We start from the raw sequence: 23,806 nt of genomic DNA, 5'->3' as shown, positions 1-23,806 counted from the left end.
CCGCGGCCTGCATGATGTTGCTGCTCACCGCCACGCCGCTCCGCGCGGAGGATTGCGCGGCGCCGCTCGCCGCCGCCGAGGCGTATCGCACCGCTGCAATCGACGCCGCGCGCGGCCGCGCGCCGCTGCGGCGCGACTATCCGGATTGCCCGCCGCTGGGTGCGGCCGTCACCGAATGGCGCGACGCGGAAGGCGTACTGCGCCGCGCCTCGCTGCGCTCGGGCGGCGAGGACAGCGCCTTCACCGCCGAGACCTATTTCGACGCCCAGGGCCGCCCGCGCTTCGCCTATGTCAGCGGCGGCGCGGTCTCCGGCGCGCGGCTGACGCAGCGCATCGCCATCGGCGCCGACGGGCGCCGCATCTGCGAGGCCCGGCGCGTCACCGTCCCCGTCTATCCGTTTCCCAACCCCTGGCCCGACGCGTTGCTGCCGCTGGCCGCCGCGCGGGAAGGCCCCTGCCCGACCGAGCAAGAGAACGAACGTCCATGATCCAGCCGAACTTGCCCCTCGAGGGCCTTCTCGTCGTCGCGATGGACCAGGCGGTGGCCGCACCCTACTGCGCTTCGCGCCTTGCCGACGCCGGTGCGCGGGTGATCAAGGTCGAGCGACCGGAAGGCGACTTCGCCCGCGGCTACGACGCCGTCGCCAACGGCATGTCCTCCTACTTCGTCTGGCTGAATCGCGGGAAGGAAAGCATCTGCCTCGACATCAAGAAGCCCGATGACAAGGCGCTGCTGGAACGGCTGATCGCCAAGGCCGACGTGTTCATCCAGAACCTCGCCCCCGGCGCTATGAAGCGCGCCGGCTTCGGCAGCGCGGAACTGCGTGCGAAGCACCCGCGCCTGATCACGGTCGACATCTCCGGCTATGGCGAGGAAGGCGACTACGCCACCATGAAGGCCTATGACCTGCTGGTGCAGGCTGAATCGGGCCTGGCCTACGTCACCGGCCGCGCGGAAGGCCCGGGCCGCGTCGGCGTCTCTGCCTGCGACATCGGCTGCGGCATGCACGCCTACGCCGCGGTGCTGGAGGCGCTGCTGTCGCGCGGCATCACCGGCAAGGGCCGCGGCATCGCCGTCTCCCTGTTCGACGGCATGGCCGACTGGATGTCCGTGCCGCTGCTGCAATACGAAGGCACGGGCAAGAATCCGCCTCGGATCGGCCTCGCGCACCCGTCGATCTGCCCTTACGGCGCGTTCCAGACCAAGGACGGTCACGACGTGCTGATCGCCATCCAGAATGAGCGCGAATGGGCGTCCTTCTCCGCGCATTTCATGGATGAGCCCGACCTGCCGCAGAAGCCCGGCTTCACGGTGAACAACGACCGCGTCGCCCACCGCCCGATGGTGGATGCGCATATCCAGGCGATGTTCTCGACCCTGACCCGCGACGAATGCGCCGCGAAGCTGCGCAAGGCGAATACCGCCTACGGCTTCGTGAACGATTGCGGCGGGCTCAAGGAGCACCCGGTACTGAAGCGCAAGCCGGTGCAGACCGAGAAGGGTCCGGTGCTGATCGCCCTGCCCGCGGCGCGGCTGTCGGACGGCGAGCGGCCGTTCGGTGCGGTTCCCTCACTTGGGGAGCACAGCGCGAAGATCCGGGCGGAGTTTGCTGCCTAGGAAGGGGGGCCAGCCCCCACCAGTCGTCACGTCGGCCGCCGGAAGAACGGGACTCGCGCCGGCGGCCCCTCCACGGGGGGCGGTGCCGGCACTGCCCGCCCGATCGCCATGATCGGCGCCGCGCGGTAGGCATCGAGCCCCCTGCCCTGCCCGGCCGAGCTACGGGCCAACGGGATCACCTGAGCCCTCTCCGCCCGATTGGCCAGGCTCAGCGGCCCCGCCCCCCCCGCTGCGAAGCGCGCCAGCAGCTCGGCCTCCGCGGCCGGGTCGCTCGGCGGGCGCCCCTGCTCGCCGGCCCAGGCCGCAAGCACCCGCGCGCGATAAGGTTCCGCGCGCTCCGGCGTGTGGGAATGATAGTGGCCGGCCGCACGCGCCCAATCCCCGCTCGCCGCGTGCAGCTCGGACAGGAACTGCGCGGCGTAACGGGCGTTCGCGAGCGGGTCGAAGGCCTGTTCCAGGCTTGGGAAGGCGTTTGGGTGGTGGTGAAGGTTCACCTGCATGCAGCCGGTGTCGATCAGGCGCACGCCGCGGGCCTGGAGTTGCCGCGCCTCGGCAATCGCTGCCGCCGCACTGGGGAAGAACATGCCGCGCCCCTCGGCATTGATCGTCCAGGGCCAGGGGGAGAACGCACCGGTCGCCGGGTTGCGGCGGCCTGATTCAACCCGTCCGATCGCTTGCAGCAGGCCCGCGGGAATGGCCCGCTCGCGCTCGGCGGTCGCGATGGCGGCACGACAGGCGGCCCCGGGGTCGGGCGAGGACTGGGCTTGGCCGCTGCTGCCGAATCCCGTCAGGGAGAGCAGCGCGACCAGCCACGGCAGGGCGGAGAGGCGATTCCACATGCCAGCGAATGCGCAAGGCCCATGCCACGCAATTTCATGCGCGCCGTCATGCTGCATTGCGTCATTTATGCTGCATCGCAAAAAACCCCTTGCGCCGGCAAGGGGAGCATCATAAATAGTCGCCAGGCAGCGGGTTGGCCTAGCCGCTCGCTGTCTTTCTTGGACGTTTCCTCCCTAAACTTGGCGGTGCCCTCGGGCACCGCCTTTCTTTTTTCTGCCAGGCAGGAGCACAATCTTCTCCACAAGGAGATGATCATTCTCCGTCATGCTGCGGCGCATCAGGCGCGCAGAAACGTCCACTCCGTCTCCGCCAGATGGCGCATCAGGGTATTGAGGTCGCGCTGCAGCGCCGTCAGGCCCGCGCCGCGCTCGATCCGCGCCTCATCCATGTAGAGTGAGCGAGCAAGCTCGATCTGCAGGGCGTGTGTCGCCTCCCTCGGCCGGCCGTAGTGCCGGGTGACGAAACCACCGGCATAGGGATCATTGCGCCGGACGCGATATCCGAGCCCGAGCAGCACTTCTTCGACCAGCCGGGTCGCGCGCGGCGCGCAGGCGGTGCCGTGCGCATCTCCCAGCACCACGTCCGGCGGGTTCGCGGTCTGCGCGGGGTGCGCCGGCATGGAATGGCAGTCGATCAGCAGGCAGTAGCCGAACCGGGCCCGCGTCTCGGCAATCAGTTGGGCAAGCGCGGCGTGATACGGTTCCCAGCAACTGCGGATGCGGGCCTCCGCCTCGGCGAAGGACAGGCGACGGCGATACACGGCCTCCCCCGTCGCGACGATGCGGGCGATGGTGCCGAGCCCGGCTCCGACCCGGGGGCTGGACGTATTCACCCAGGGCGGCAGCGGCCCGTCGAACATGCCGGGGTCGAGTTCCCAGGGTTCCCGATTCACGTCGCACCACACGCGCGGGAAGGTTGCGGCCAGAAGGGGCGCGCCATGGGCGGGGGCGGCGGCAAACAGCTCGTCGACGAAGGAATCCTCGCTTCGGCGAAGCGCGAGCGGCGCGAGTCGCGCCTCGGCCACGAGCTGCGCCGGATAGGCCTGCCCCGAATGCGGGGACGCGAAGACGACCGGCATCGTCTGCCGCGCCGGGCGGGAGATCACGAAGGGCGCGGTCTCGGCCGGCGCTGCCAGGGCGTGGGCGGGAAGGTCCATGAGCGAACGACCAAACCATAGCGCCCCGTTCATGTCACGCGACAGGCATAGTTCCGCAATTCCGCGCCATGGTTAGGGGATTGGTCAGCACCCCCTGCGCACTGTCCGGACCCATGTCCGGCAAGGCAAAAGCGCCGCGGGGCGGCGGCACCATCGTCATCAGGCGCGAGGAAAGCGGGGAGGCCGGCCACCATGGCGGCGCCTGGAAGGTCGCCTATGCCGATTTCGTCACGGCGATGATGGCCTTCTTCCTGCTGATGTGGCTGCTGAACGCCACCACCGAGGAACAGCGCCGCGGCCTCGCCGACTATTTCGCGCCGACCAACCTCCTGGCGCGTTCGGTTTCCGGCTCCGGCCAGCCCTTCGGCGGCCAGACCCCGAATGACGACGGCAACGTCACCTCGACCCAGGGTGCCATGACCATCCAGCCCGGCCGGCTGCCGTTGGTGATGGACATCGAGGAGGACGACACAGACACACCCGCCCGGCCCATGACCCGCCGCGACGGGCCCGAGGGCCCTGAGGAGGCCGAGCACCCCCGCACCGCCCAGGCGAGCCCGCCGGGCACCCATGCCGGCCCCGAACCGCCCCGCGGCGGCCCGGCGGAAACCGCCGTGTCGGAGGCCCGCCCCGAGGCGATCGGCGAGGCCGAGTTGCGCCGCGAGCTGGCCCGCCGCGAAGGGGAGGCCTTCGAAGCCGTGGCCGCCCAGATCCGCGAGGCGGTCGCCGCCGATCCCGCGCTGGCCGACCTGGCCCGTCAGATGCTGGTGGAACAGACGCCCGAAGGGCTGCGCATCCAGCTGATCGACGCCGACCGCCAGCCGATGTTCGCCCTGGGCGGCAGCGCCCCGAACGACCGCGCGCGGGCGCTGCTCGCGCGCGTCGCGCAGGCGGCGCAGCGCCTGCCGAACCCCATCGCCATCGCCGGCCACACCGATGCGACCCCCTTCCGCGGCGGCGGGGACCGCAGCAACTGGGACCTCTCCGCCGAGCGCGCCAACGTCACGCGCCGCCTGCTGGTCGAGGCCGGGCTGCCCGAGGTGCGCGTCCGCAGCGTCTCGGGCCACGCCGAACGTGAGTTGCTTTTGCCGGACGCACCGAACGCCGCGGCCAACCGGCGCGTCTCCATCACCGTGCTGCGGCAGAATCCGGACACCCCGCCATGATCTCGCTCGCCGGATTCGGCTTCCTGCTCGCCTGCGTGTTCGGCGGCTACATCGCGGCCGGCGGGAAGCTGGACATCATCCTGAAAGCGTTGCCCTTCGAATTCGCCATCATCGGCGGCGCGGCGATCGGCACGCTGGTCATGGCGAACAGCGTGGCCGACCTGAAGCATGTCGGCGGCGGCTTCGGGAAGCTGCTGAAAGGATCGCGATACACGCGGCAGGACTACATGGACCTGCTGGGCCTCCTCTACTACCTGGTGCGCCTCGCACAGACCAAGGGGCCGATGGCGCTGGAGCCGCATATCGAGAAGCCGGAGGAAAGTGCGGCCTTCAACAGGTTCCCGCGCATCGCCGGCGACCACCACGTCGTCCACCTGATCTGCGACTACCTGCGGATGGTCGGCATGAATGCCGACGACCCGCACCAGATCGAGGATGTGATGGCGCGGGAGCTGAAGAAGATGAAGGAGGAGGAGATGCACCCCTCCCACGCCATGCAGTCGATGGCGGATGCGCTGCCCGCGCTCGGTATCGTCGCGGCCGTGATGGGCGTGATCAAGACCATGGGATCGATCGACGAGCCGCCGGCGGTGCTCGGGAAGATGATCGGCGGCGCGCTGGTCGGCACCTTCCTGGGCGTGCTGCTGGCCTATGGGTTGATGGGGCCTTTCGCGGCGCGGCTGAAGGGCGTGGTGGATGAGGAAAGCAAATTCTTCGAGGTGATCCGCGCCGTGCTAGTGGCGCATCTGCACGGGAATGCGCCGCAGGTGGCGGTGGAGACCGGCCGCAAGATGGTCCCCTCCGGCCTGATGCCGAGCTTTCAGGAACTGGAGGAGTCGTTGCAGGGCCTGCAGATCGCCTGATCGATCAGTTCAGATACCGCAGCGCAAGGCGCAGCGGCGCATCCGAGATGCGCAGCAGGCCCGCATGCGGATCCCCCAGCTCCAGGATGAGGAAGATCGCCCCGGCCACGGCAATCGCACCGGCCGCCAGTGCGAGGACGACCATGGTGTTCGCCCGCACGAACAGGCCCATGGCGAGGAACAGGATGCACAGCCACGCGACGAGCACCGTGAGGAACGGCCACTGCGTCCCGTCGGTCAGGCTGCGAACCATCAGCGTCGCACGCGCCTGGACCAGCCGCCCCGCCATGCCCAGCGCCTGCTGCTGTGCCGCATGCTGCGCCGCATTCGTCGTCTGTAGCGCCGCGATGGCGTTGTAGAAGGCGTCCATGGTGGCGGGCTCGATGGGCGTGCCATCGAACCGCCGGTCTATGGCATGCCCATCGACCGCCGCGGCGACCATGCCGCGCAGCGCGCTGCGAGCCCTGTCCGCATCGGGCCCCGCCTGCGCCAGTGCAGCATCGAGTACGAGGATGTCGGCCGCCAGCACCGAGACGCTGTCCGCCTGGTCGCGGAAATGACTGCTGGCCGAAGCGATGAGCAGGCTGAGCACCAGCGTCGCGATCGACGCGATGAGCGCCTGCACGAGGCGCACGACATCCTTCGATTCATTGCCGCGATGGTGCTCGGGCAGGCGGCCATGCAGGCCGAGCCCGATCAGCCCGGCGACGAGGGTGATGACGAAGACGCCCGCGCTGACCAGCAATGTCATCCAACTTGCCCTTCCAACCGACAGGACGCACACCGCCTGCGCGCATGCGCCGACATGGCGCCGTGCGGACGACCTCGCCAAGGAAGTCACAGAACCAAACCCACACCGGCCCGCTGTCCGACCTCGCGAAGCGACCGGATGGACCAGGAGCCGAATACAGGGCGAAAGACGTCTACCAGCGCTGCCGCGGCGCGAGCGAGGACATCAAGTTGTCGCTCGCGGCTGTCAAGGTCGAAGCGCTCATCCCGGCGGAAGCCGACCCGGCGCGCGGATTAAGGAATCCGGCCGACCACTTCCCGGCGCGTCTGGGCGACTCAACGGCGGACAGAACCTGTCCGCCGTTGCCATTCTCGAGGACGCGGCGCGGTTAGGCGTCAGCCGCCGCGAACGCCATAGACACGGCGCGCCGCCTCCGGGCTGACCAACCCGTCCTCGACATCCCGCTGCACCAGTTCAGGGTCGCGGTCCTTCGGGTTGCCCATGCCGCCGCCGCCGGGCAGCTTGAGCAGCAGGCGCCGGCCCTTGGGCACGATCTGGAAGCCCTTGGTGCGCAACACGGTGCCGTTCGAATCGTTCAGCCCGACCCAGCCGGTGGCCCCTTCCCCGCCGCCCTCGCGCCCCTTCGGCGCGTTGGCAACGCGATCGAAGATGGCGTTCACGGCGAATTCGGCATCGCCCTTCGCCCCGATCTCCATCACCTGGCCGAAGCCGCCGCGGGTGCGGCCGGCGCCGGCCGAATCGGGGCGAAGCTGCTTCTGCCAGAAGATCACCGGCGCGACGTTCTCTGTCGCTTCCACCGGCATCGTGCGCACGCCCGAGGGGAAGGCCGTGCCGTCCAGCCCGTCCTTGCCTGGCCGCGCGCCCGTGCCGCCCGAGTTGAAGGTGATGATCTCGAAATCCTCGGTCTCCGCCGCCTGGCCGGAAACCTGCGAGCCACCGCGCAGCGGCGGGTTCCAGAGCGCGGAGGAGCCTTCGGCATTGACGCGCCCCGGCACCGCCTGATGCAGGCAGCCCATCATCAGGTCCGGCAGAAGCTGGCCGACGATGTGGCGCACCGACACCGGATAGGGCCGCGGCGCGTTGAGGATGCAGCCCTCGGGGATCTCCATCTGGAACGGCAGCAGCGACGCCCAGTTGTTCGGAACCTCGGGCGCGACGACGCATTTGATCCCGAAGCAGGCATAGGCGCGGCAATAGGCCGGCGGCACGTTGATGCCGCGGTTGGACAGGCCGGAGGTGCCGGCGAAATCCACCACGATGCGATCGGCATGCGTAGTCATCGCCGCGTTGAGCGTGACCTCGGATTCATACCCGTCCGACTTGATCGACGCGCTGTAGGTGCCGCGCGGCAGCTTCGCGATCTCGGCCAGCGTCGCCCGCGTGCTCGCCTCGAAGATATAGCCCGCGAGGTCGTCCAGCGTGTCCATGTCGAACTCGTCGAGCATCTCGACGAGCCGCTTCGCGCCGGCATCGTTGCAGGCGCACAGCGAGTAGACGTCGCCTTCGAGTTCCACCGGCGTACGGGAGCCCGCACGCAGGAAATCGAAGAACGTCTCGTTCGCCATGTTGCGGTCGAAGCACTTCACGATGGGGATATAGAGGCCTTCCTCGAAGACGCTCCGACCCTCCGGCCCCATGCCGAGCCCGCCGATGTCGATGATGTGCGCGGTGTTCGCGAACAGCCCGACGATCTTGCCGTTGCGGAAGGCGGGCGTGACGACCGTCAGGTCGTGCAGGTGCCCCGTGCCGAGCCACGGATCGTTGGTGATGTAGTGGTCGCCGGGGTTCATGCCGTGCGGCGGGAACTTCTTCAGGAAGTGCCCGACCGATTCCGCCATGGAATTCACATGGCCCGGCGTGCCGGTCACGGCCTGGGCCAGCATGCGCCCTTCCAGGTCGAAGATGCCGGCCGAAAGGTCGCCCGCCTCGCGCACCGTGGTGCTGAAGGCGGTGCGGATCATGGTCTGCGCCTGTTCCTCGACCACCGCGATCAGGCGGTTCCACTGGATCTGGCGCTGGATGGTGGCCAGCGCGCCGGTTTCCTTGCTCATCACGCGGCCTCCTGCGTCAGGTCGAGGTATCCGAGCCCATCCATCCGGCATGTCCAGGACGGGCCGATCAGGGTGCTGGTCTCCGTCTCCGCCACGATGGCGGGGCCTTTGACTGTCGCGCCGGGCACCAGGTGCTCGCGGTCATACACCGGCCATTCGCTGACCGTGCCGTTCGCCGTGTCGCGCACCATCTGCACGCGGATCGGCTTGGGCGCGGCGGCGTCTGCCACCGCGGCGGCGGGTGCGACATGCGGCACCACGGTGCGCACGGTAACGGCGAAGGACAGGATCTCCACATCCGACCCCGGCACCGGGCGGTCGTAGAAGCGGGTGTATTCGGCGTCGTAGTCAGCGCGGATCGCGGCGACGTCCTCGGCCGTCAGCGCACGCGCCGGCAGGGCGACGGCGATCTCGTGGCCCTGGCCGACGTAGCGCATGTAGGCGATGCGGGTCTCCTCGACCTCGGCGCCAAAGGCGCCTTCGGAGACGACCTTCCGGGCTTCCTCGGACATCGAGGACAGCAGCCCGTTCACCGCCGCGATGTCGAAGGTGCCGAAGCGCTGGTAGAGCGACTTCACCACCTCATAGGCGACCGGCGCGCGCAGGAAGCCGATGGCGGAACCGACGCCGGCGCCCGACGGCACCAGCATGCGCTTCACGCCGATCTTTTCGCAGACGCGATAGCCATGGACCGGCCCGCCGCCGCCGAAGGCGATGACGAAACGGCCCTCATAGCCCTTGCCGCTTTCGATGGCGTGGACGCGGGCGGCGTTCGCCATGTTCTCGTCGACCATCTCGACGACGCCGAGGCCTGCCATCTCACCCGACAGCGCGAGCTTGCCGCCGACATGCTCCGCCAGCGCGGCGACCGACAGTTCCGGCTTCAGCGGCAGCGAACCGCCGGCGAACAGCGACGGCTCATAGCGGCCGAGCGAGAGGTTCGCATCCGTCACCGCCGGATGCGTGCCGCCGCGGCCGTAACAGGCCGGGCCCGGATCGGCGCCAGCCGATTCCGGCCCCACCTGGATGCGGCCCATGCTGTCCACCTGAGCGATGGAGCCGCCACCCGCGCCGATCTCCACCATCTCGATGACGGGAATGCGCAGCGGCAGGCCGGAGCCCTTCTTGAAGCGCCCGACGCGGGCGACCTCGAAGGTGCGCGACGCCTGCGGCTGGAAGCTGTCGATCAGGCAGACCTTCGCCGTGGTGCCGCCCATGTCGAAGGACAGCACCTTGTCGAAGCCGCGCTGCTTGGCGACGAAGGCGGAGAAGATCGCGCCGCCCGCCGGGCCGGATTCCACCAGACGGATCGGGAAGCGCGAAGCGGTCTCGATCGTCGTCAGCCCACCGCCCGACAGCATCAGGAACAGCGGGCAGGACACGCCCGCCGCGCGCAGCCCGACCTCCAGCCGACCGAGATAGGAGGCCATCAGCGGCTGCACATAGGCGTTCGCGACGGTGGTGGAGAACCGCTCCCATTCGCGCATCTCGGGCGAGACTTCCGAGGACAGCGACACTGCCATCCCGGGCCACATCTCCTTCACGATCTCCGCCGCGCGGCGTTCATGCGCGGGATTCACGAAGGCATGCAGGAAACCGATGGCGAGGCTCTCGATCCCCTCGCCCTTCAGGAACTCAACCTGCTCACGCAGCGCGGCCTCATCGAGTGGCACCAGCACCTTGCCGGTATTGTCCAGCCGTTCCGGCACCGCGACGCGCCAGCGGCGGCGCACCAGCGGCTGCGGCAGTTCGATGTTCAGGTCGTATTGGTCGTAGCGGGCCTCATTGGCCAGGGCGAGGACGTCGCGGAAGCCCTCCGTCGTGATCAGCGCCGTCTTCGCGCCCTTGCGCTCAATGATCGCATTCGTCGCGAGCGTGGTGCCGTGGATGACGAGGTCTAGATCGCTCGCCGCCATGCCGGCCTTGCCGAGCACCTGGGTGACACCCTCCAGCACGCCCTTCTCCGGCGCGGCGGGCGTGGTCAGGACCTTGGCGGTCCAGCGCTGATCGCCCTTTTCGATGGCAAGGTCGGTAAATGTGCCGCCGATATCGACGGCAAGGCGTGCTTTGGTCATGCTGTCCTGGAAGATCGGGAGGGTGATGCGCGGGGCATGCATACCCCGCGCCAGCGGCGATCAGAAGACCGCCAGACGGGAATTCATCAGGTCCGTCACCAGCATGCAGCCCGGTGCGTGGGTGATGCAGAAGGGTGGCTTGCTGGCGGCGACGACGGCCTGCGGGGTGACGCCGCAGGCCCAGAATAGCGGCAACTCATCCTCGGCGACGGTCACCGCGTCGCCGGCATCGACCTTCGACATGTCATGGATGCCGATCATCTCCGGCTTGCCGATATGCACCGGCGCGCCATGCACGGACGGGAAGCGTGAGGTGATCTGGATGGCGCGGATCGCCTCGGCCGGCGTGAAAGGGCGCATCGACACGACGAGCGGGCCATGGAAGGGACCGGCCGGCACGGTCGGCACGTCGGTGGTGTAGACGGGCACCGCCTTGCCCTCATCGAAATGCCGCAGCTTCAGCCCATCGGCGAGCAGCGCTTCCTCGAAGGAATGGGAGCAGCCGAGCAGGAAGGCGACAAGGTCATCCCGCCAGAGTTCGGTGATGTCGTGGACTTCCTGCACCATCACGCCGTCGCGCCAGACGCGGTAGGTGCCGATATCGGTGCGGATGTCGATGTCGCGCCCAAGGCTCGGCAGCGACGGGTCGCCGGGTTCCGAGGACGCCAGCAGGGGGCAGGGCTTCGGGTTCAGCGCACAGAAACGCTGGAAATCGGCGGCGAGGTCCCGCGGCAGGATGGCGAGGTTCGCCTGAACATAGCCCGGCGCCATGCCACCCGTCGGCCGCGTCCATTCCCCGCGGCGGATGCGCTGGCGCACCTCCCACCCCGTCTCGCGCAGAGCGGCACTGTGGTCCATGCGGATGCCTCCTCGGGGTTGCCTGTCACAGTTCAGACCCGAAAGCGGGCCCTGTCGAACGCGAAATCTGGATCGGCGCGATCGAAAATTCTAATCGGATGCCCCCGCAATCTCCCGGGCCAGCGCCGCGATGGTCGCGGCCACATGGCTGTCCGGCTGGCGGAGATAGGCCACATGGAAGGGAATATCCGGCAGTTCGACATCCGAGACCTGGAGCCGACGCAGCGCTCCCGACGCCAATTCGCGATCGGCCGCCACCATCTGCATGACGCTGACGCAGACCCCGGCCCGGGCCAGCTCCGCCATCGTCGCGATCGAGGTGCTTCCCCAAAGCCGGACCCCCGGCGCGCCGGCCTGGTCGAACAGCGCCCGCAGCGCCGCCGAGACCTCAGTATCATGCGAGAAGGACAGGATCGGCCACCGTGTCAGCTCCGCCAGGCGCAACGGCCGGTCCGGCAGGCCGAGCGCCGGGCTCGCCAGCCAGCCGAGCGGGTAGGAACACAGCGGCTGGTTCACCGCGCGCGGGTCCTCCACCGTGCCGGCCAGCATGGCGATGTCGATCTGCCCGGCAGCCAGGGATTGCCGCAGCGCCGGCGTGATGTCGACGACCATGTCCAGTACGATCCCCGGATGCGTCGCGCCGATGCGCTGCACCAGGCGCGGCAGCAGCGTATGCGCCAGCGTCTCTGAAATGCCGATGCGCAGCAGGCCGCGCATCGCCGCCGGGTCGGCGATGGCCCGCAGCATCTCCTCGCGCAGATCGACCATCTGCTCGGCGTAACGCAGCAGGGCGGTGCCCTCGGCGGTCAGCGTCACGCGCGCGCCGCGCTGGAAGATGCGGATGCCGAGTTCCTGTTCGAGCTGCGCGACGCGCGCCGAGATGGCTGACTGGGTGGTGTTCAGTCGCGCCGCGGCCGCGCGGAAGCCGCCGAGGCGGGCGATCCAGATGACGGTCTCGAGCGAGCGGAGGTCGCGCATGGGATTCCGAGAGGGGCGCCGCCCCTCGCGGGCTCACCCCGCCAAAGGCCGAAGGGCCTTTGGAAACCGTTACTTGGTGCCGGGCGCGGCTGTCAAAGCGAAGCCTCGGCAGCCCAGCGCTGCACCACCGCACAGGCCTTTGCGAAATCCTCCATCCGCATCGCCTCATGCGGATTGTGGCTGCCGTTCTGGTTGCGCACGAACAGCATGCTCGACGGGATCTTCGCCTCGGCGAAGGAGGCCGCGTCATGGCCGGCACCGGACGACATCGCGATATGCGCGATGCCGAGGCCGTCCGCCGCGCGCGCCAGGCCGTCGCGGATCCCCTCATCCATGATCGCGGCGCGGCTGCCGGTTTCCGGGCCGCACTCGAAGCGTACGCCGTGGCGTGCCTCGATCCCGGCCATGAAGCGGTGCAATGCCTCGAACATCAGGTCGCAGGCATGCGGGGAGACGCTGCGGACATCGAGCTGGAAGGTCGCCTCCCCGGCGATCTTGGTGAAGCCCGCATCGGCCGTGGTCGCCATGGTGCAGAAGGTGCAAACCAGCACCTGACCCACCGCATCGAGCCGGCACCATTCCTCGTCCATGCGGTGCACGAGTTCCGCCAGAGCCGCTGCCGCGTCCCGACGGTATTTCCGCGGCGTCGCGCCCGAGTGGTTGTATTCCCCGATCACCCGCCCCTGCCGCAGCCTGCGGCTGCCGGGAATGCCCGTGACGATGGCGATCGGCACCTGCTCCGCCTCCAGCACCGGACCCTGTTCGATATGCAGTTCCAGGAAGCCGGCAACGTTGTGCGGGCCGAGCGCATGGTCGCCCCGTGCGACGGCATCGGGGTCGAAGCCTTCCTCACGCATGTGATCCGCAAGGCTGCGGCCGCTGTCGTTGCGCGGAATGGCGAGCCCATCCGCCTTGAACAGCCCGAGCGCCATCCGCGAACCGGGATAGGACACCGGAAACCAGGCGCCCGCCTCCTCAGCCCGGATCGCCATAACGGTGATGTCGCGGCCCGGCACGAAGCCCGCGCGCTTCATCCCCGCCACCGCCGCCATCCCCGCGAGCACGCCCGCCGCGCCATCGTAATTCCCGCCCTGTTGGACGGAATCGAGATGGCTACCGATGATGATGCGCTTCGCCGCGCGGTCGGTGCCGGGCAGCGTCATGTACATGTTGCCCGCGACGTCGGTCGAGCATTCCAGCCCGATCTTCTCCGCCGCGGCGCGGACGAGGGCATGCGCCATGCGCTCACCGGGGCCGTAGGCCTCGCGCGTCACGCCCTCGCCATCGGTGCTGCCGGCCCTGAGGCCGGTGAAGAGTTCGTCGGCCAGATCGATGTCCGGCGTCAGGTTCGGCAGCATGGGCGGCCTTTCTTGATGATTGTCTTGATTCCGCTCGGGACGATCGGAGGAGGGCCCTGCCCTCCTCCGAACCTCCACCCGCCAGGGGCTTGGAGCCCCTGGACCACAATCTGTTGGCGCCGGGCATCACAGGCCCGCAGGCCACTACGCACGCTTCGGGCGCGAGAGCGCGTCTCGGCGGGGCATCCCGACAACGATGCCAGGCACCAGGTCGAGGTTTCCAAAGGCCCTTCGGCCTTTGGTGGGGTGGTGTCGGAGGGGCAAAGCCCCTCTGACGTCTGCAACCGCAACGCCTTTCCTATCCAGACCTCCGGGTGCTCGGCGCCTCGCGGCGCCTGCGCCCTTCGGTCATCGGATACTACAGCATCGACCGCACGCGCCCGCCATCCACGCGGACCATCGTGCCGGTGATGTAGGTGCCGGTCTTGCCCGCGAGGAACGCGCCCATCGGGCCGTATTCGCTCGCCTCGCCAACGCGGCCCATCGGCACTTCCTTGCCGGCGCGCGCGATCTCCTCATCCACGGTGGTGCCGGCCTTCTCGGCGCGCACCGCGGCGGTCTGGGTAATGCGGTCGGTGCGGATCGAGCCCGGCGCGAGGATGTTCATCGTCACGCCATCGGCCGCCACTTCAGCGGACAGCGTCTTGAGCCAGGCCCAGATGGAGGCGCGCAGCGTATTGGACAGCGCCAGCGTCGGGATCGGGTGGTGCATTCCCGACGACCCCACCACGATCACGCGGCCGAACTTCTGCGCCCGCATCGCCGGCATCAGCTTCATGGTGATGCGGATCGGCGAGACGACGATGTTCTGGAACCACTTCGTCAGGTTCTCCTCGGTCATCTCCGAGGCCGTGCAGACCGGCGGGCCGCCATGGTTCAGCACCAGGATGTCCACGCCGCCCATCGCCTTCACCGCGGCATCGGCCAGCTTGTCCATCTCGGCGCTGCTCGAAACATCCGCCTGCACCACGGACACCGACGGCGCGCCGAGCGCCTTCAGGTCAGCCGCCGCCTTCTCCATCGCGGCGACGTCGCGGCCGCTGATCGTCAGCACCGTGCCTTCGGCCGCCAGCGCATCGGCGATCGACCGCCCGAGCCCCTTCGCGCCGCCCATGACCAGCGCGCGCTTGCCCTTCAGACCGAGATCCATGCTCACCCTCCCGAAAATCGACTGTGGAAATGGGTGCGGACCCTGCCTCCTCCCCCGCCCCCTGGCAAGACGGCCCCCGTCGCGCCATGGTGCGCGCCCAACCCGTCACTCCAGGCAGGAAGCGTCCCATGGCAAAGCCGGTCATCCTCGTCACCCGCAAGCTGCCCGACCACATCGAGGCGCGGCTGACGTCCCTGTTCGATGCGCGGCTGAATCCGAATGACGAGCCCTGGTTCCGCGACGGCGCGGCGATCGCGAAGCGCGCGACGGAGGTGGGCGCGGCCGGCGTGCTCTGCGCCGCCGGCGATCCGATGAACGCGCAGACCATCGGCGCCCTGCCCGACAGCGTGAAGATCGTCACCACCTTCAGCGTCGGCGTCGACCATGTCGCTCTCGATGCCTGCAAGGCGCGCGGCATCGCCGTGACGCACACGCCGGAGGTGCTGTCCTTCGCCACCGCCGAGACCGCCTTCACCCTAATGCTGATGGCCGCCCGGCGCGCCGGTGAAGGCGAGCGCATGGTCCGCGCAGGCAAGTGGGAGGGCTGGGCACCGACCCAGCTGATGGGCGTCACGCTGCAGGGCAAGACGCTCGGCGTGCTCGGCTTCGGCCGTATCGGGCGGGAACTCGCGGACATGGCGCGCGGGATGCAGATGAAGATCCACTACCACGACGTCCAGCGCCTGTCGGCGGAACTGGAAAAGGGTGCGACCTTCCACGCCGATGAGGACAGCTTCCTCGGCGCGATCGACGTGATCTCGATGCACGTCCCGGGCGGCGACGCCACGCGCAAATGGCTGAACGCGGCGCGGCTCGCGAAGATGAAGAAGGGCGCCATCGTCATCAACACCGGCCGCGGCCCGTCGGTGGATGATGAGGCGCTGGTCGCCGCGCTGAAATCCGGCCAGATCCGCGCCGCCGGCCTCGACGTCTATACCGCCGAACCGAAGATCGACCCGGGCTACATGACGCTCGAGAATGTCGCGCTGCTGCCGCATCTGGGCTCGGCCACCATCGAGACGCGCGACGCGATGGGCAATCGCTGCATCGAGAACCTCGAAGCCCTGCTGCTCAAGGGCCAGAACCCGCCGCACCGCGCCGCCTGAAGCCAAGGACCACCCACAGATGCATTTCGACTTCACCACCATTCCGCACGAACAGGCCTACAAGCTCGTCGTCGCCTCCGTCGTGCCGCGGCCGGTCGCCTGGGTGGTCAGCCAGGACCGCGAGGGGCGCATCAACGCCGCGCCCTACTCCTTCTTCAATGCGTTCTCCGACAATCCCGTCGTGGTCGGCATCGGCTGCGGCCGCCGCCCGCCCGGCGCGGTGAAGGACACGCTCGCCAATATCGAGGCGACCGGCCAGTTCGTGGTGAACCTGGTTTCCGCCGCGAATGCCGAACAGATGAACGTCACCGCCATCGACTTCCCGCACGGCGTGAACGAACTGGACGAGGCCGGCCTCACCACCGCGCCGAGCCTTCGCGTGAAGGTGCCGCGCATCGCCGAAAGCCCGGTCGCGCTGGAATGCGAGGTGTTCCAGTTCGTCCCCGCCGGCAAGCACACCATCGTCATGGGCAAGGTCATCGCGCAGTACATCCGCGACGACTGCGTGCTGGATGCGGCGAAGTTCTATCTCGACACGCCGAAGCTCGAACTCGTCGGGCGCATGCATGGGCGCGGCTGGTATGCCCGTACCACCGATCGCGTCGAGATTCCGCGCATCCCGCTGGCGGATTGGGAATCGCGCAAAAAGTAACTGCCAAGTAACAAGCCGGCTCCGCGTCCGGGAGCCACTTGAAATCGCCCGCGCCTGGCTCACACTCGGCAGGTGCGGGCCGGTCCGCCTCGCCCGTGCCAACGACATCAGCGTGCCGAGAGGACGAGACATGACCCTGCCCCGTCGCACCCTGCTTGCCGGCCTCGCGGCCGGCGCCGCGGCCCCAGCCGCCCTCGCCCAGGCCGCGCCGCTCCTGAAGAAGCCGATTCCCAGCAGCGGGGAGCTGATCCCGATCATCGGCCTCGGCTCCGCCCGCCGGTATGAGGAAGCGAGCACCGAGGCCGACATGGCACCGCTGCGCGACACCTTCCGCCGCTTCCACGAACTCGGCGGGACGGTGGTGGACACGGCGCCGTCCTACGGCAACGCCGAAGCCATCATGGGCGACATCATCGCCAGCCTGAACATCCGCCGGGACCTGTTCATCGGCACCAAGGTCGGCGTCGACAACATCGAGCAGGGCCGCGCCCAGATTGCGGAATCCTTCCGCAAGCTCCGCACCGACCGGATCGATCTGCTGGCCGTCCACAACTTGCGCGACATCACGAACGAGCTCGCCTATTTGCGCGAGCTGAAGCAGGCTGGCCGCGTCCGCTATGTCGGCGCAACGACGTCCTTCGACCGGCAATACGAAGCCTTCGAGCAGATGATGCGGCGCGAGACGCTGGATGCGATCCAGATCGACTACGCGCTCGACAACCGCAACGCCGCCGAACGCATCATCCCCCTCGCCGCCGAACGCGGCATGGCGGTCTTCATCAACCTGCCCTTCGGCCGCGGCAGCGTGTTCCGCGCGACCCAGGGCAAGCCCCTGCCCGACTGGGCGGCCGAGATCGACGTGACGACCTGGGCGCAGCTCATGCTGAAGTACCTCGTCTCGCACCCCGCCGTGACCTGCGCGGTGCCGGGCATGGCGCAGGCGCGCTACGTGGACGACAACCTGAAGGCCGCGCAGGGGCGCATGCCCGACGCCGCGATGCGCCGCCGGATGGAGCAGTTCATCGATGGCCTCTGAGGCCGCCGCCGCCGTTCCGGCGGATGGGGTCCTGCACGGCTTGCTGCGGCGGGTGATCGACATCCGCCCCGGCGAGGCGCGCGCGCTGGCCTGGTCCTGGCTCTACGTCTTCGCACTGTTCCTCGCCTACTACGTCCTGCGCCCGATCCGCGACGAGCTCGGCGTCGCGGGCGGCGTGCGCAACCTGCCCTGGCTGTTCACCGGCACGCTGCTGGCGATGCTCGCGGCCAATCCGCTGTTTGCCTATGCGGTGCGGCGCTGGCCGCGCGAGACCTTCATCGCCATCGCCTACCGCTTCTTCATGCTGAACCTGCTGGTCTTCATGGTCCTGCTGATGGTGGCGACGCCGGAACAGCATGTGTGGATCGGCCGCGCCTTCTTCATCTGGACCTCCGTCTTCAACCTTTTCGTGGTCTCCATCTTCTGGTCCTTCATCGTCGACGTGTTCGACTCGGACCAGGGCAAGCGGCTCTTCGGCTTCCTCGCCGCAGGCGCGACGCTGGGCGGCATCGCCGGCTCCGCGCTGACCTCGGGTTTCGTCGAGCATCTCGGGCAGAACTGGCTGCTGCTCGCCTCGATCGTACTGCTGGAGGTCGCGGTCTTCGCCGTGCGGCGACTGTCCCGCATCACCGACGCCTTCCAGGGATCCGTGCAGGGGGATGATCCGCACCGCCCGCTCGGCGGCGGCATCTTCGCGGGCCTGACGCATACGCTGCGCTCGCCCTACCTGCTCGGCATCGCCGGCTTCATCCTGCTCTATTCGATCACTTCCACGGTGCTCTACTTCCAGCAGGCCTCCATCGCCGAAGCGAACTTCCCGGGCCGCGCGGCCCGCACCGCGTTCTTCGCGAACATCGACTTCTGGGTGAACGTGCTGACGCTCGGCTTCCAACTGTTCCTGACGGGGCGGCTGACGGCGTGGCTCGGCGTCGCGGTGATGCTGACCGTCCTGCCGGCGCTGAGCATCTTCGGCTTCGCGGCCCTCGCAAGCTGGCCGACGGTTGCGGTGTTCGTCGTGGTGCAGGTGGCGCGGCGCGTGTCCAACTTCGCCCTCGCCCGTCCGTCGAGGGAAGTGCTGTTCACCGCCGTTCCGCGCGAGGACCGCTACAAGGCGAAGAACTTCATCGATACCGTGGTCTATCGCGGCGGCGACCAAGTGGCCGCCTGGAGCTACGCCGGCCTGCTCGCGCTCGGCCTCACGCTCACCGGCATCGCCGCGGCCACCGTCCCTGTCTGCATTGCCTGGGCCGTGCTCAGCGTCTGGCTCGGCCTGCGGCAGCGCCGGGTGGAGAAGCAGGCCGGCTGAGGCTGGACAGGGCGACGCGCAGCGTCCAGCCTGAATCATGAAACCGCGGCCCGGCGAACCGGCCGCGCCGGAGAGAACGTCCATGACCCGACCGCGCCAGTCGCGGCGCAGCGTGCTGCTGCTTGCCGCTGCCGCCGGCCTGCCCGTCCCTGCCCTCGCTCAGGCCTATCCTGACCGGCCGCTGCGCTTCGTCATCCCCTGGCCGCCGGGCGGCACCAACGACATCGTCGGGCGCCTCGTCTCGGACGGTCTGTCGCATCGCCTGGGCCAGCCCGTCGTCATCGAGAATCGCGGCGGCGCCGGCGGCGCGCTGGGCGCCGAGGTCGTCGCGAAGTCGGCACCCGATGGCTACACGCTGCTGCTCGGCGGTTCGGGCAGCCTCACGATCAACCAGCTCGTCCGCAAGCGCCTGCCCTACGATCCGGCCACGGCCTTCGCCCCGGTCGGGATGATCGGTAGCGGCGCGAATGTCATCGTCGTGCATCCGTCTGTGCGTGCGACGAATTTGCGCGAACTGCAGGCCGCCGCGCGCGGCGCGAGCCCGCCGCTGAACTACGCCTCCCCCGGCGTCGGCAGCACGGGCCACGCGGCCGGTGCGCTGATCACCCAGGTGCTCGGCGCCGAGATGGAGCACGTGCCGTATCGCGGCACCGGCCCCGCGATGAACGATGTCGTGGCGGGACGCATACAGGTCTTCACCAACGCACTCGCGCCGATGCAGTCTCAGATCCAGGCGGGCACGGTGCGTCCGCTCGCGATCGCCGGCACGCGCCGCAACGCCGCGCTGCCCGATGTGCCGACGACCGGCGAGGCAGGCTTCCCCGACATCCAGGCGGCGACCTGGTATGCGCTGCTGACCACCGGCGGCACCCCGCCCGACCGTGTGCAGCGGCTGTTCGAGGCGCTGTCTGCGACGATCAGCGACCCCGAGATCCGCCGCAAGCTCGAGGATGGAGGCATCGACGTCGAGCCGAGCGAAAGCCCCGCCGCCTTCGCGCGCTTCGTCGCCGAGGACGCGGCGCGGTGGGAACCGGTGGTGCGTCGCGCGGGTGTCAGTATCGAGTGAGGCTGGCTTGCGGTGACGGCGGGATGCGGCAGGATGCGTGCCAGGGACTGAGGAACGCCTATCCATGATCGCCCGTCGTCACCTCGCGCTGGCCACCCTGCCGCTGCTGGTGCGCCCCGCCATTGCGCAGACACCATGGCCCGCGCGGCCGGTCCGCCTGATCGTCCCCTTCGCACCGGGCGGCACCACCGACGTCGTCGGTCGCATCGTCGCGGAAAGGCTCGGCGCGCGGCTCGGCCAGCCGGTCGTCACGGAGAACCGGGCGGGCGCCGGTGCGACGCTCGGCGCGCAGCAGGTCGCGCGCGCCGAACCGGACGGGCTGACGCTGCTCGTCTCCTCCTCCACCTCGCACGGGGTCTCCCCCGCGCTCTATCCGAACATTCCGTATGACGCGCTCCGCGACTTCACCCATGTCGGAATGATCGCGCGCTCGCCTTCCGTGCTGCTGGTCAACCCGGCCAGCCCGTATCGGAACCTCGGGGATTTCGCCGCGGCGGCCCGGACGGCCGGCGAGATCCGCTTCGCCGTCGCCGGCGTCGGCACCTCGTCCCATCTCGCGGGCGTGCGCCTCGCCATGGCGCTCGGCGTGCGGACGGAAAGCATCCCGTATCGCGGCGCCGGCCCGGCGCTGACCGACCTGATGGGCGGCGTGGTGCCGGCGATGCTCGACAGCCTGCCCTCCTGCGGGCCGCATGTGCGCTCGGGCGCGCTCCGGGCGCTGGCCGTCAGCGGCGCCGAACGCGCCGACAGCTTCGCCGAACTGCCGACGCTGCGCGAGGGTGGGCTCGACGTCGTCTCCTATGCCTGGTTCGGCATTTCCGGGCCCGCCGGCCTGCCTGCGCCGGTCGTGCAGCGCCTGTCGACCGAGTTGCGCGCCGTGCTGAACGATCCGCCGACGCGCGCGCGGCTCGAGGAACTGGGCGGCGCGCCGCCCGACACCACGCCCGAAAGCTACACTGCCTTCATCCGTGACGAACTCGCGGCCTTCGCGCCGCTGGTCCGCGCCGCCGGTCTCCAACCGCAATAAGGAACGCCCCATGACCCGCACCGTCGGCCGCCTCCTGGCCGAGAGCCTCGCCGCACACGATGTCGACATCATCTACTGCGTGCCGGGCGAATCCTATCTCGGCCTGACCGATGCGCTGACCGACGTGCCGAGCATCCGCCTCGTGGTCTGCCGGCATGAGGGCGGCGCGGGCTTCATGGCCGCCGCCGACGGGCGGATGCGCGACGGGCGCGCCGGCGTCGTGCTCGTCTCCCGCGGGCCCGGCGTGACCAACGCGATGATCGCGCTGCACACTGCCTATCACGACGCAACGCCGCTGGTTGCACTGATCGGCCATGTCGAGCGCAAGGACGTCGGCCGCGGCGCGCTGCAGGAACAGAACTACGCCCGCCTGCTGTCCGACGTGACCAAGGGCGTGCTCGAGGTCATGCAGCCGATCCAGGCGAGCGAGGTGATCGCCCGCGCCTTCCACCTCGCGCAGTCCGGGACGCCGGGCCCGGTCGCCGTCATCCTGCCCGAGGACATCTTCGATCTGCCCGCCGAGGGGCCGGTGGTGAAGCCCTCCCCCCTGCCGAAGGCGGGGCCGCGCAGCGACGACCTCGACCAGCTCGCCGAGATGCTCGCCAATGCCGAGCGCCCGCTGGTGCTGGTCGGCGGTGCGATGGCTGCCGGCGGGGACCAGGCGCTGGCGGACCTCACGCGCCTCGCCGAGGCCTGGACCCTGCCGATCAGCCCGACGCATCGCCGCCCGCATCTGTTCGACGCCAACCATCCCAACTACGGCGGCTACATGGGCATCCGCGTGCCCAAGCCGCTGCTGGACGAGATGAAGAAGTCGGACCTGATGATCTGCCTGGGCGAGCGCCTCTCGGACAGCATCAGCCAGTCCTATACCTTCCCTGCCGCGCCGCAGCCGCAGCTCCCGCTGGTGCAGGTGTGGCCGGACGCCAACGAGATCGGCCGCGTCTGGCGCGTCGACCTGCCCATCGCGGCCGATCCGCATGCCGTGATCCGTGCCCTGCTGGCGCGCAACGCGCCGGAGGCGAGCGAAGCGCGCAAGGCGTGGGTGAAGGGGCTGAACACCATCCATCGCGGCCTGCTGGCCCCAGAATGGGACAAGATGGAGGATGGCGTCAATTTCGGCGCCGTCTGCGCCGCCATGTCCCGCCACATCCCGGCCGATGCGGCCGTCACCTCGGACGCCGGCAACTTCTCCTCCTTCCTGCACCGCTACTTCCCGTTCAAGCAGAGCCACATGTTCCTTGCCTCAAATGTAGGCGCCATGGGCTCCGCGGTGCCGATGGCGGTGGCGGCGGCGCTGCGGCGCACCGGCAAGCGGGCGGTCGCCTTCGTCGGCGACGGCGGGATCCTGATGACCGGCAACGAGATCGCAACCGCCATGCGGGAAGGCGTCGCGCCGGTGATCATCCTGTCGGACAACTCGCACTACGGCACGATCGGCATGCACCATGAGGTCCGCTACCCGGGGCGCTCCTACGACAGGGCGATCAGCCTGGTGAACCCGGATTTCGTCGCCTGGGCCAAGTCCTTCGGCGCCGCGGCCTTCGACATCCAAAGCGAGGACGACATCGAGCCGATGCTGGCCGCGGCCTTCGCCGTGACGGACCGCCCCGTCGTCGTGCATGTGAAGTCCTCGGCGGTACAGGCCTCGGCCTGGCGCAAGCGGGCCATGCCGCTGCCGGCCTGACGGCGGCGCATCGACCCATTCGAAGGGCGGCCCCGGGGCACCGGCGCCGCCCTTCGTCTTTGCGCCGCAGCCGCCAATCGCCCATGGCGGCTCTACGCGCTGCTGCCCGATGCCGCGCGCGGCCAGCCCCGCATCCGGTGGCGCCGGGCCGCCGTAGTATTTTCGCAACACATTGCCCATCCGGTGATCAGCTCGCTCCACAGCGGCACAGGGCTTGCTGAACCGTTACGCGTCCCGTCGCCATCACGGCGCCGGCCATCGCCACGGGCGCAGAGAAGGAACCGAAGGTTCATGTTCAGGAAGATCGCCACCCTCGCCCTGGGGCTTGGCCTGCTGGCCAGCCCGGCCGCCGCACAGGTCGACCTCGGCGCGGGCTTCTCCATCACCGGAACCGCCACCGCCACCAGCGACTACGTGTTCCGCAACATCAGCCAGACACGCAGCCGGCCGGCCATCCAGGGTGCCCTGGAACTGTCACACGAGTCCGGCTTCTACATCGGCACCTTCGCGAGCAACGTCGCCTTCCCGAACACCAATGCGCGGCAAGAGGTCGATGCCATCGGCGGCTTCCGCCACACCATCGACAGCTTCAGCTTCGACGTCGGCGCCGTCTACTACAGCTACCCGGGCTACACCGCGCAGCCGGGCCAGTACGACATCGCCTTCTTCGAAACCATCCTAAAGCTGAAGTATGAGCTGGAGCCGGTGACCTTCGTCGGCACCGCCGCCTGGTCGCCGGACTTCTTCGGCTCCTCCGGCACCGGCTGGTGGCTCGAAACGGGCCTCGACGTGAAGCTCCCGATCCTCGACATCACGCTGTCAGGCCGCGTGGGCTACCAGTGGATCGAGCGGAACGCCCGCTTCGGCGCGCCCGACTACTTCGCCTACAGCATCTACGCCACCGTGCCGATCGCGCTCGGCTTCTCGGCGGCCGTCGGGTTCTACGGCACGAACATCAGCGAAGCGGAATGCGGCGGGCTAAAGATCTGCGACAACCGCTTCATCGCCTCGGTAAGCTGGACGTTCTAGCTGATCTCGGTGCCGGCGCCGCGGCTTTCGCGT

Annotated in this window: 21 protein-coding genes; 12 read left to right on the top strand and 9 right to left on the bottom strand. The window is 69.2% G+C overall.

Annotated elements, in window-relative coordinates; translation table 11 throughout:
• Positions 1-11 precede the first annotated feature (11 nt).
• Both GXW78_RS14840 and GXW78_RS14835 read left to right on the top strand, forming a co-directional pair.
• On the top strand, positions 12-488 hold the full coding sequence (locus GXW78_RS14840; protein WP_211869614.1) for a hypothetical protein: 477 nt from the start codon (positions 12-14) through the stop codon (positions 486-488).
• Entirely contained in the window at positions 485-1,618 is a 1,134-nt protein-coding gene (locus tag GXW78_RS14835; protein WP_211869613.1) for a CaiB/BaiF CoA transferase family protein, read from the top strand. Before GXW78_RS14840 ends, GXW78_RS14835 begins: the two co-directional genes overlap by 4 nt.
• A 26-nt stretch (positions 1,619-1,644) precedes the next feature.
• On the opposite strand, the gene GXW78_RS14830 is transcribed toward GXW78_RS14835, so the two are convergent.
• Positions 1,645-2,457: a transglycosylase SLT domain-containing protein gene (locus GXW78_RS14830; RefSeq protein ID WP_211869612.1), complete on the bottom strand. Its 813-nt coding sequence runs from the start codon at positions 2,455-2,457 to the stop codon at positions 1,645-1,647.
• A gap of 278 nt (positions 2,458-2,735) precedes the next feature.
• Positions 2,736-3,614 carry an N-formylglutamate amidohydrolase gene (locus tag GXW78_RS14825; RefSeq protein WP_211869611.1) on the bottom strand — a complete coding sequence of 293 codons (879 nt, stop codon included), beginning with the start codon at positions 3,612-3,614 and terminating at the stop codon, positions 2,736-2,738.
• Positions 3,615-3,727: 113 nt separating this feature from the next.
• On the opposite strand from GXW78_RS14825, the gene GXW78_RS14820 reads away from it, so the two are divergent.
• Entirely contained in the window at positions 3,728-4,780 is a 1,053-nt protein-coding gene (locus GXW78_RS14820; RefSeq protein ID WP_211869610.1) for a flagellar motor protein MotB, read from the top strand.
• Positions 4,777-5,643: a flagellar motor stator protein MotA gene (motA, locus tag GXW78_RS14815; RefSeq protein WP_211869609.1), complete on the top strand. Its 867-nt coding sequence runs from the start codon at positions 4,777-4,779 to the stop codon at positions 5,641-5,643. The genes GXW78_RS14820 and motA overlap by 4 nt, the downstream gene beginning before the upstream one ends.
• Before the next feature lie 4 nt (positions 5,644-5,647).
• Here motA and GXW78_RS14810 read toward each other — a convergent pair whose 3' ends face one another.
• The 7 genes from GXW78_RS14810 to GXW78_RS14780 form a co-directional block, all read right to left on the bottom strand.
• A complete protein-coding gene (locus GXW78_RS14810; protein ID WP_211869608.1) occupies positions 5,648-6,394 on the bottom strand; it encodes a bestrophin-like domain in 747 nt (248 codons plus the stop codon).
• A 374-nt stretch (positions 6,395-6,768) separates the two neighbouring features.
• Positions 6,769-8,445, bottom strand: coding sequence for a hydantoinase B/oxoprolinase family protein (locus GXW78_RS14805; protein ID WP_211869607.1), 1,677 nt, complete (start codon positions 8,443-8,445; stop codon positions 6,769-6,771).
• Positions 8,445-10,520, bottom strand: a complete 2,076-nt coding sequence (locus tag GXW78_RS14800; protein WP_211869606.1) for a hydantoinase/oxoprolinase family protein — start codon at positions 10,518-10,520, stop codon at positions 8,445-8,447. The genes GXW78_RS14805 and GXW78_RS14800 overlap by 1 nt, the downstream gene beginning before the upstream one ends.
• A gap of 60 nt (positions 10,521-10,580) precedes the next feature.
• Positions 10,581-11,378, bottom strand: coding sequence for a putative hydro-lyase (locus GXW78_RS14795; RefSeq protein ID WP_211869605.1), 798 nt, complete (start codon positions 11,376-11,378; stop codon positions 10,581-10,583).
• A gap of 90 nt (positions 11,379-11,468) precedes the next feature.
• Positions 11,469-12,356, bottom strand: a complete 888-nt coding sequence (locus GXW78_RS14790) for a LysR family transcriptional regulator (RefSeq protein ID WP_211869604.1) — start codon at positions 12,354-12,356, stop codon at positions 11,469-11,471.
• A 92-nt stretch (positions 12,357-12,448) separates the two neighbouring features.
• Positions 12,449-13,714 (bottom strand): Zn-dependent hydrolase, encoded by a 1,266-nt coding sequence (locus tag GXW78_RS14785; RefSeq protein WP_211869603.1) that lies wholly within the window; start codon positions 13,712-13,714, stop codon positions 12,449-12,451.
• A 358-nt stretch (positions 13,715-14,072) separates the two neighbouring features.
• A complete protein-coding gene (locus GXW78_RS14780; RefSeq protein WP_211869602.1) occupies positions 14,073-14,864 on the bottom strand; it encodes an SDR family oxidoreductase in 792 nt (263 codons plus the stop codon).
• A gap of 128 nt (positions 14,865-14,992) precedes the next feature.
• Between GXW78_RS14780 and GXW78_RS14775 the strand changes: the two genes are divergently transcribed.
• The 8 genes from GXW78_RS14775 (at position 14,993) to GXW78_RS14740 (ending at position 23,773) form a co-directional block, all read left to right on the top strand.
• Complete coding sequence (locus tag GXW78_RS14775) at positions 14,993-15,970, top strand: 2-hydroxyacid dehydrogenase (protein WP_211869601.1); 978 nt, start codon at positions 14,993-14,995, stop codon at positions 15,968-15,970.
• Positions 15,971-15,989: 19 nt separating this feature from the next.
• Entirely contained in the window at positions 15,990-16,622 is a 633-nt protein-coding gene (locus GXW78_RS14770) for a flavin reductase family protein (protein ID WP_211869600.1), read from the top strand.
• Positions 16,623-16,752: 130 nt separating this feature from the next.
• Positions 16,753-17,658 (top strand): aldo/keto reductase, encoded by a 906-nt coding sequence (locus GXW78_RS14765; protein WP_211869599.1) that lies wholly within the window; start codon positions 16,753-16,755, stop codon positions 17,656-17,658.
• Positions 17,648-18,964 carry an NTP/NDP exchange transporter gene (locus tag GXW78_RS14760; protein WP_211869598.1) on the top strand — a complete coding sequence of 439 codons (1,317 nt, stop codon included), beginning with the start codon at positions 17,648-17,650 and terminating at the stop codon, positions 18,962-18,964. The genes GXW78_RS14765 and GXW78_RS14760 overlap by 11 nt, the downstream gene beginning before the upstream one ends.
• Positions 18,965-19,046: 82 nt before the next feature.
• Entirely contained in the window at positions 19,047-20,030 is a 984-nt protein-coding gene (locus tag GXW78_RS14755) for a Bug family tripartite tricarboxylate transporter substrate binding protein (protein ID WP_211869597.1), read from the top strand.
• A gap of 64 nt (positions 20,031-20,094) precedes the next feature.
• The gene (locus GXW78_RS14750) at positions 20,095-21,057 is read left to right on the top strand and encodes a Bug family tripartite tricarboxylate transporter substrate binding protein (protein ID WP_211869596.1); all 963 of its coding nucleotides are present in this window, start codon (positions 20,095-20,097) and stop codon (positions 21,055-21,057) included.
• A gap of 10 nt (positions 21,058-21,067) precedes the next feature.
• Positions 21,068-22,744 carry a thiamine pyrophosphate-binding protein gene (locus GXW78_RS14745; RefSeq protein ID WP_211869595.1) on the top strand — a complete coding sequence of 559 codons (1,677 nt, stop codon included), beginning with the start codon at positions 21,068-21,070 and terminating at the stop codon, positions 22,742-22,744.
• Positions 22,745-23,035: 291 nt separating this feature from the next.
• Positions 23,036-23,773 (top strand): TorF family putative porin, encoded by a 738-nt coding sequence (locus GXW78_RS14740; protein ID WP_211869594.1) that lies wholly within the window; start codon positions 23,036-23,038, stop codon positions 23,771-23,773.
• Positions 23,774-23,806 lie beyond the last annotated feature (33 nt).

Source organism: Neoroseomonas terrae, assembly GCF_018129025.1.
GTDB classification, from domain to species: domain Bacteria; phylum Pseudomonadota; class Alphaproteobacteria; order Acetobacterales; family Acetobacteraceae; genus Neoroseomonas; species Neoroseomonas terrae.
Note: the sequence above shows the minus strand (reverse complement) of the source record. Positions and strands in the feature narration are given on the sequence as shown.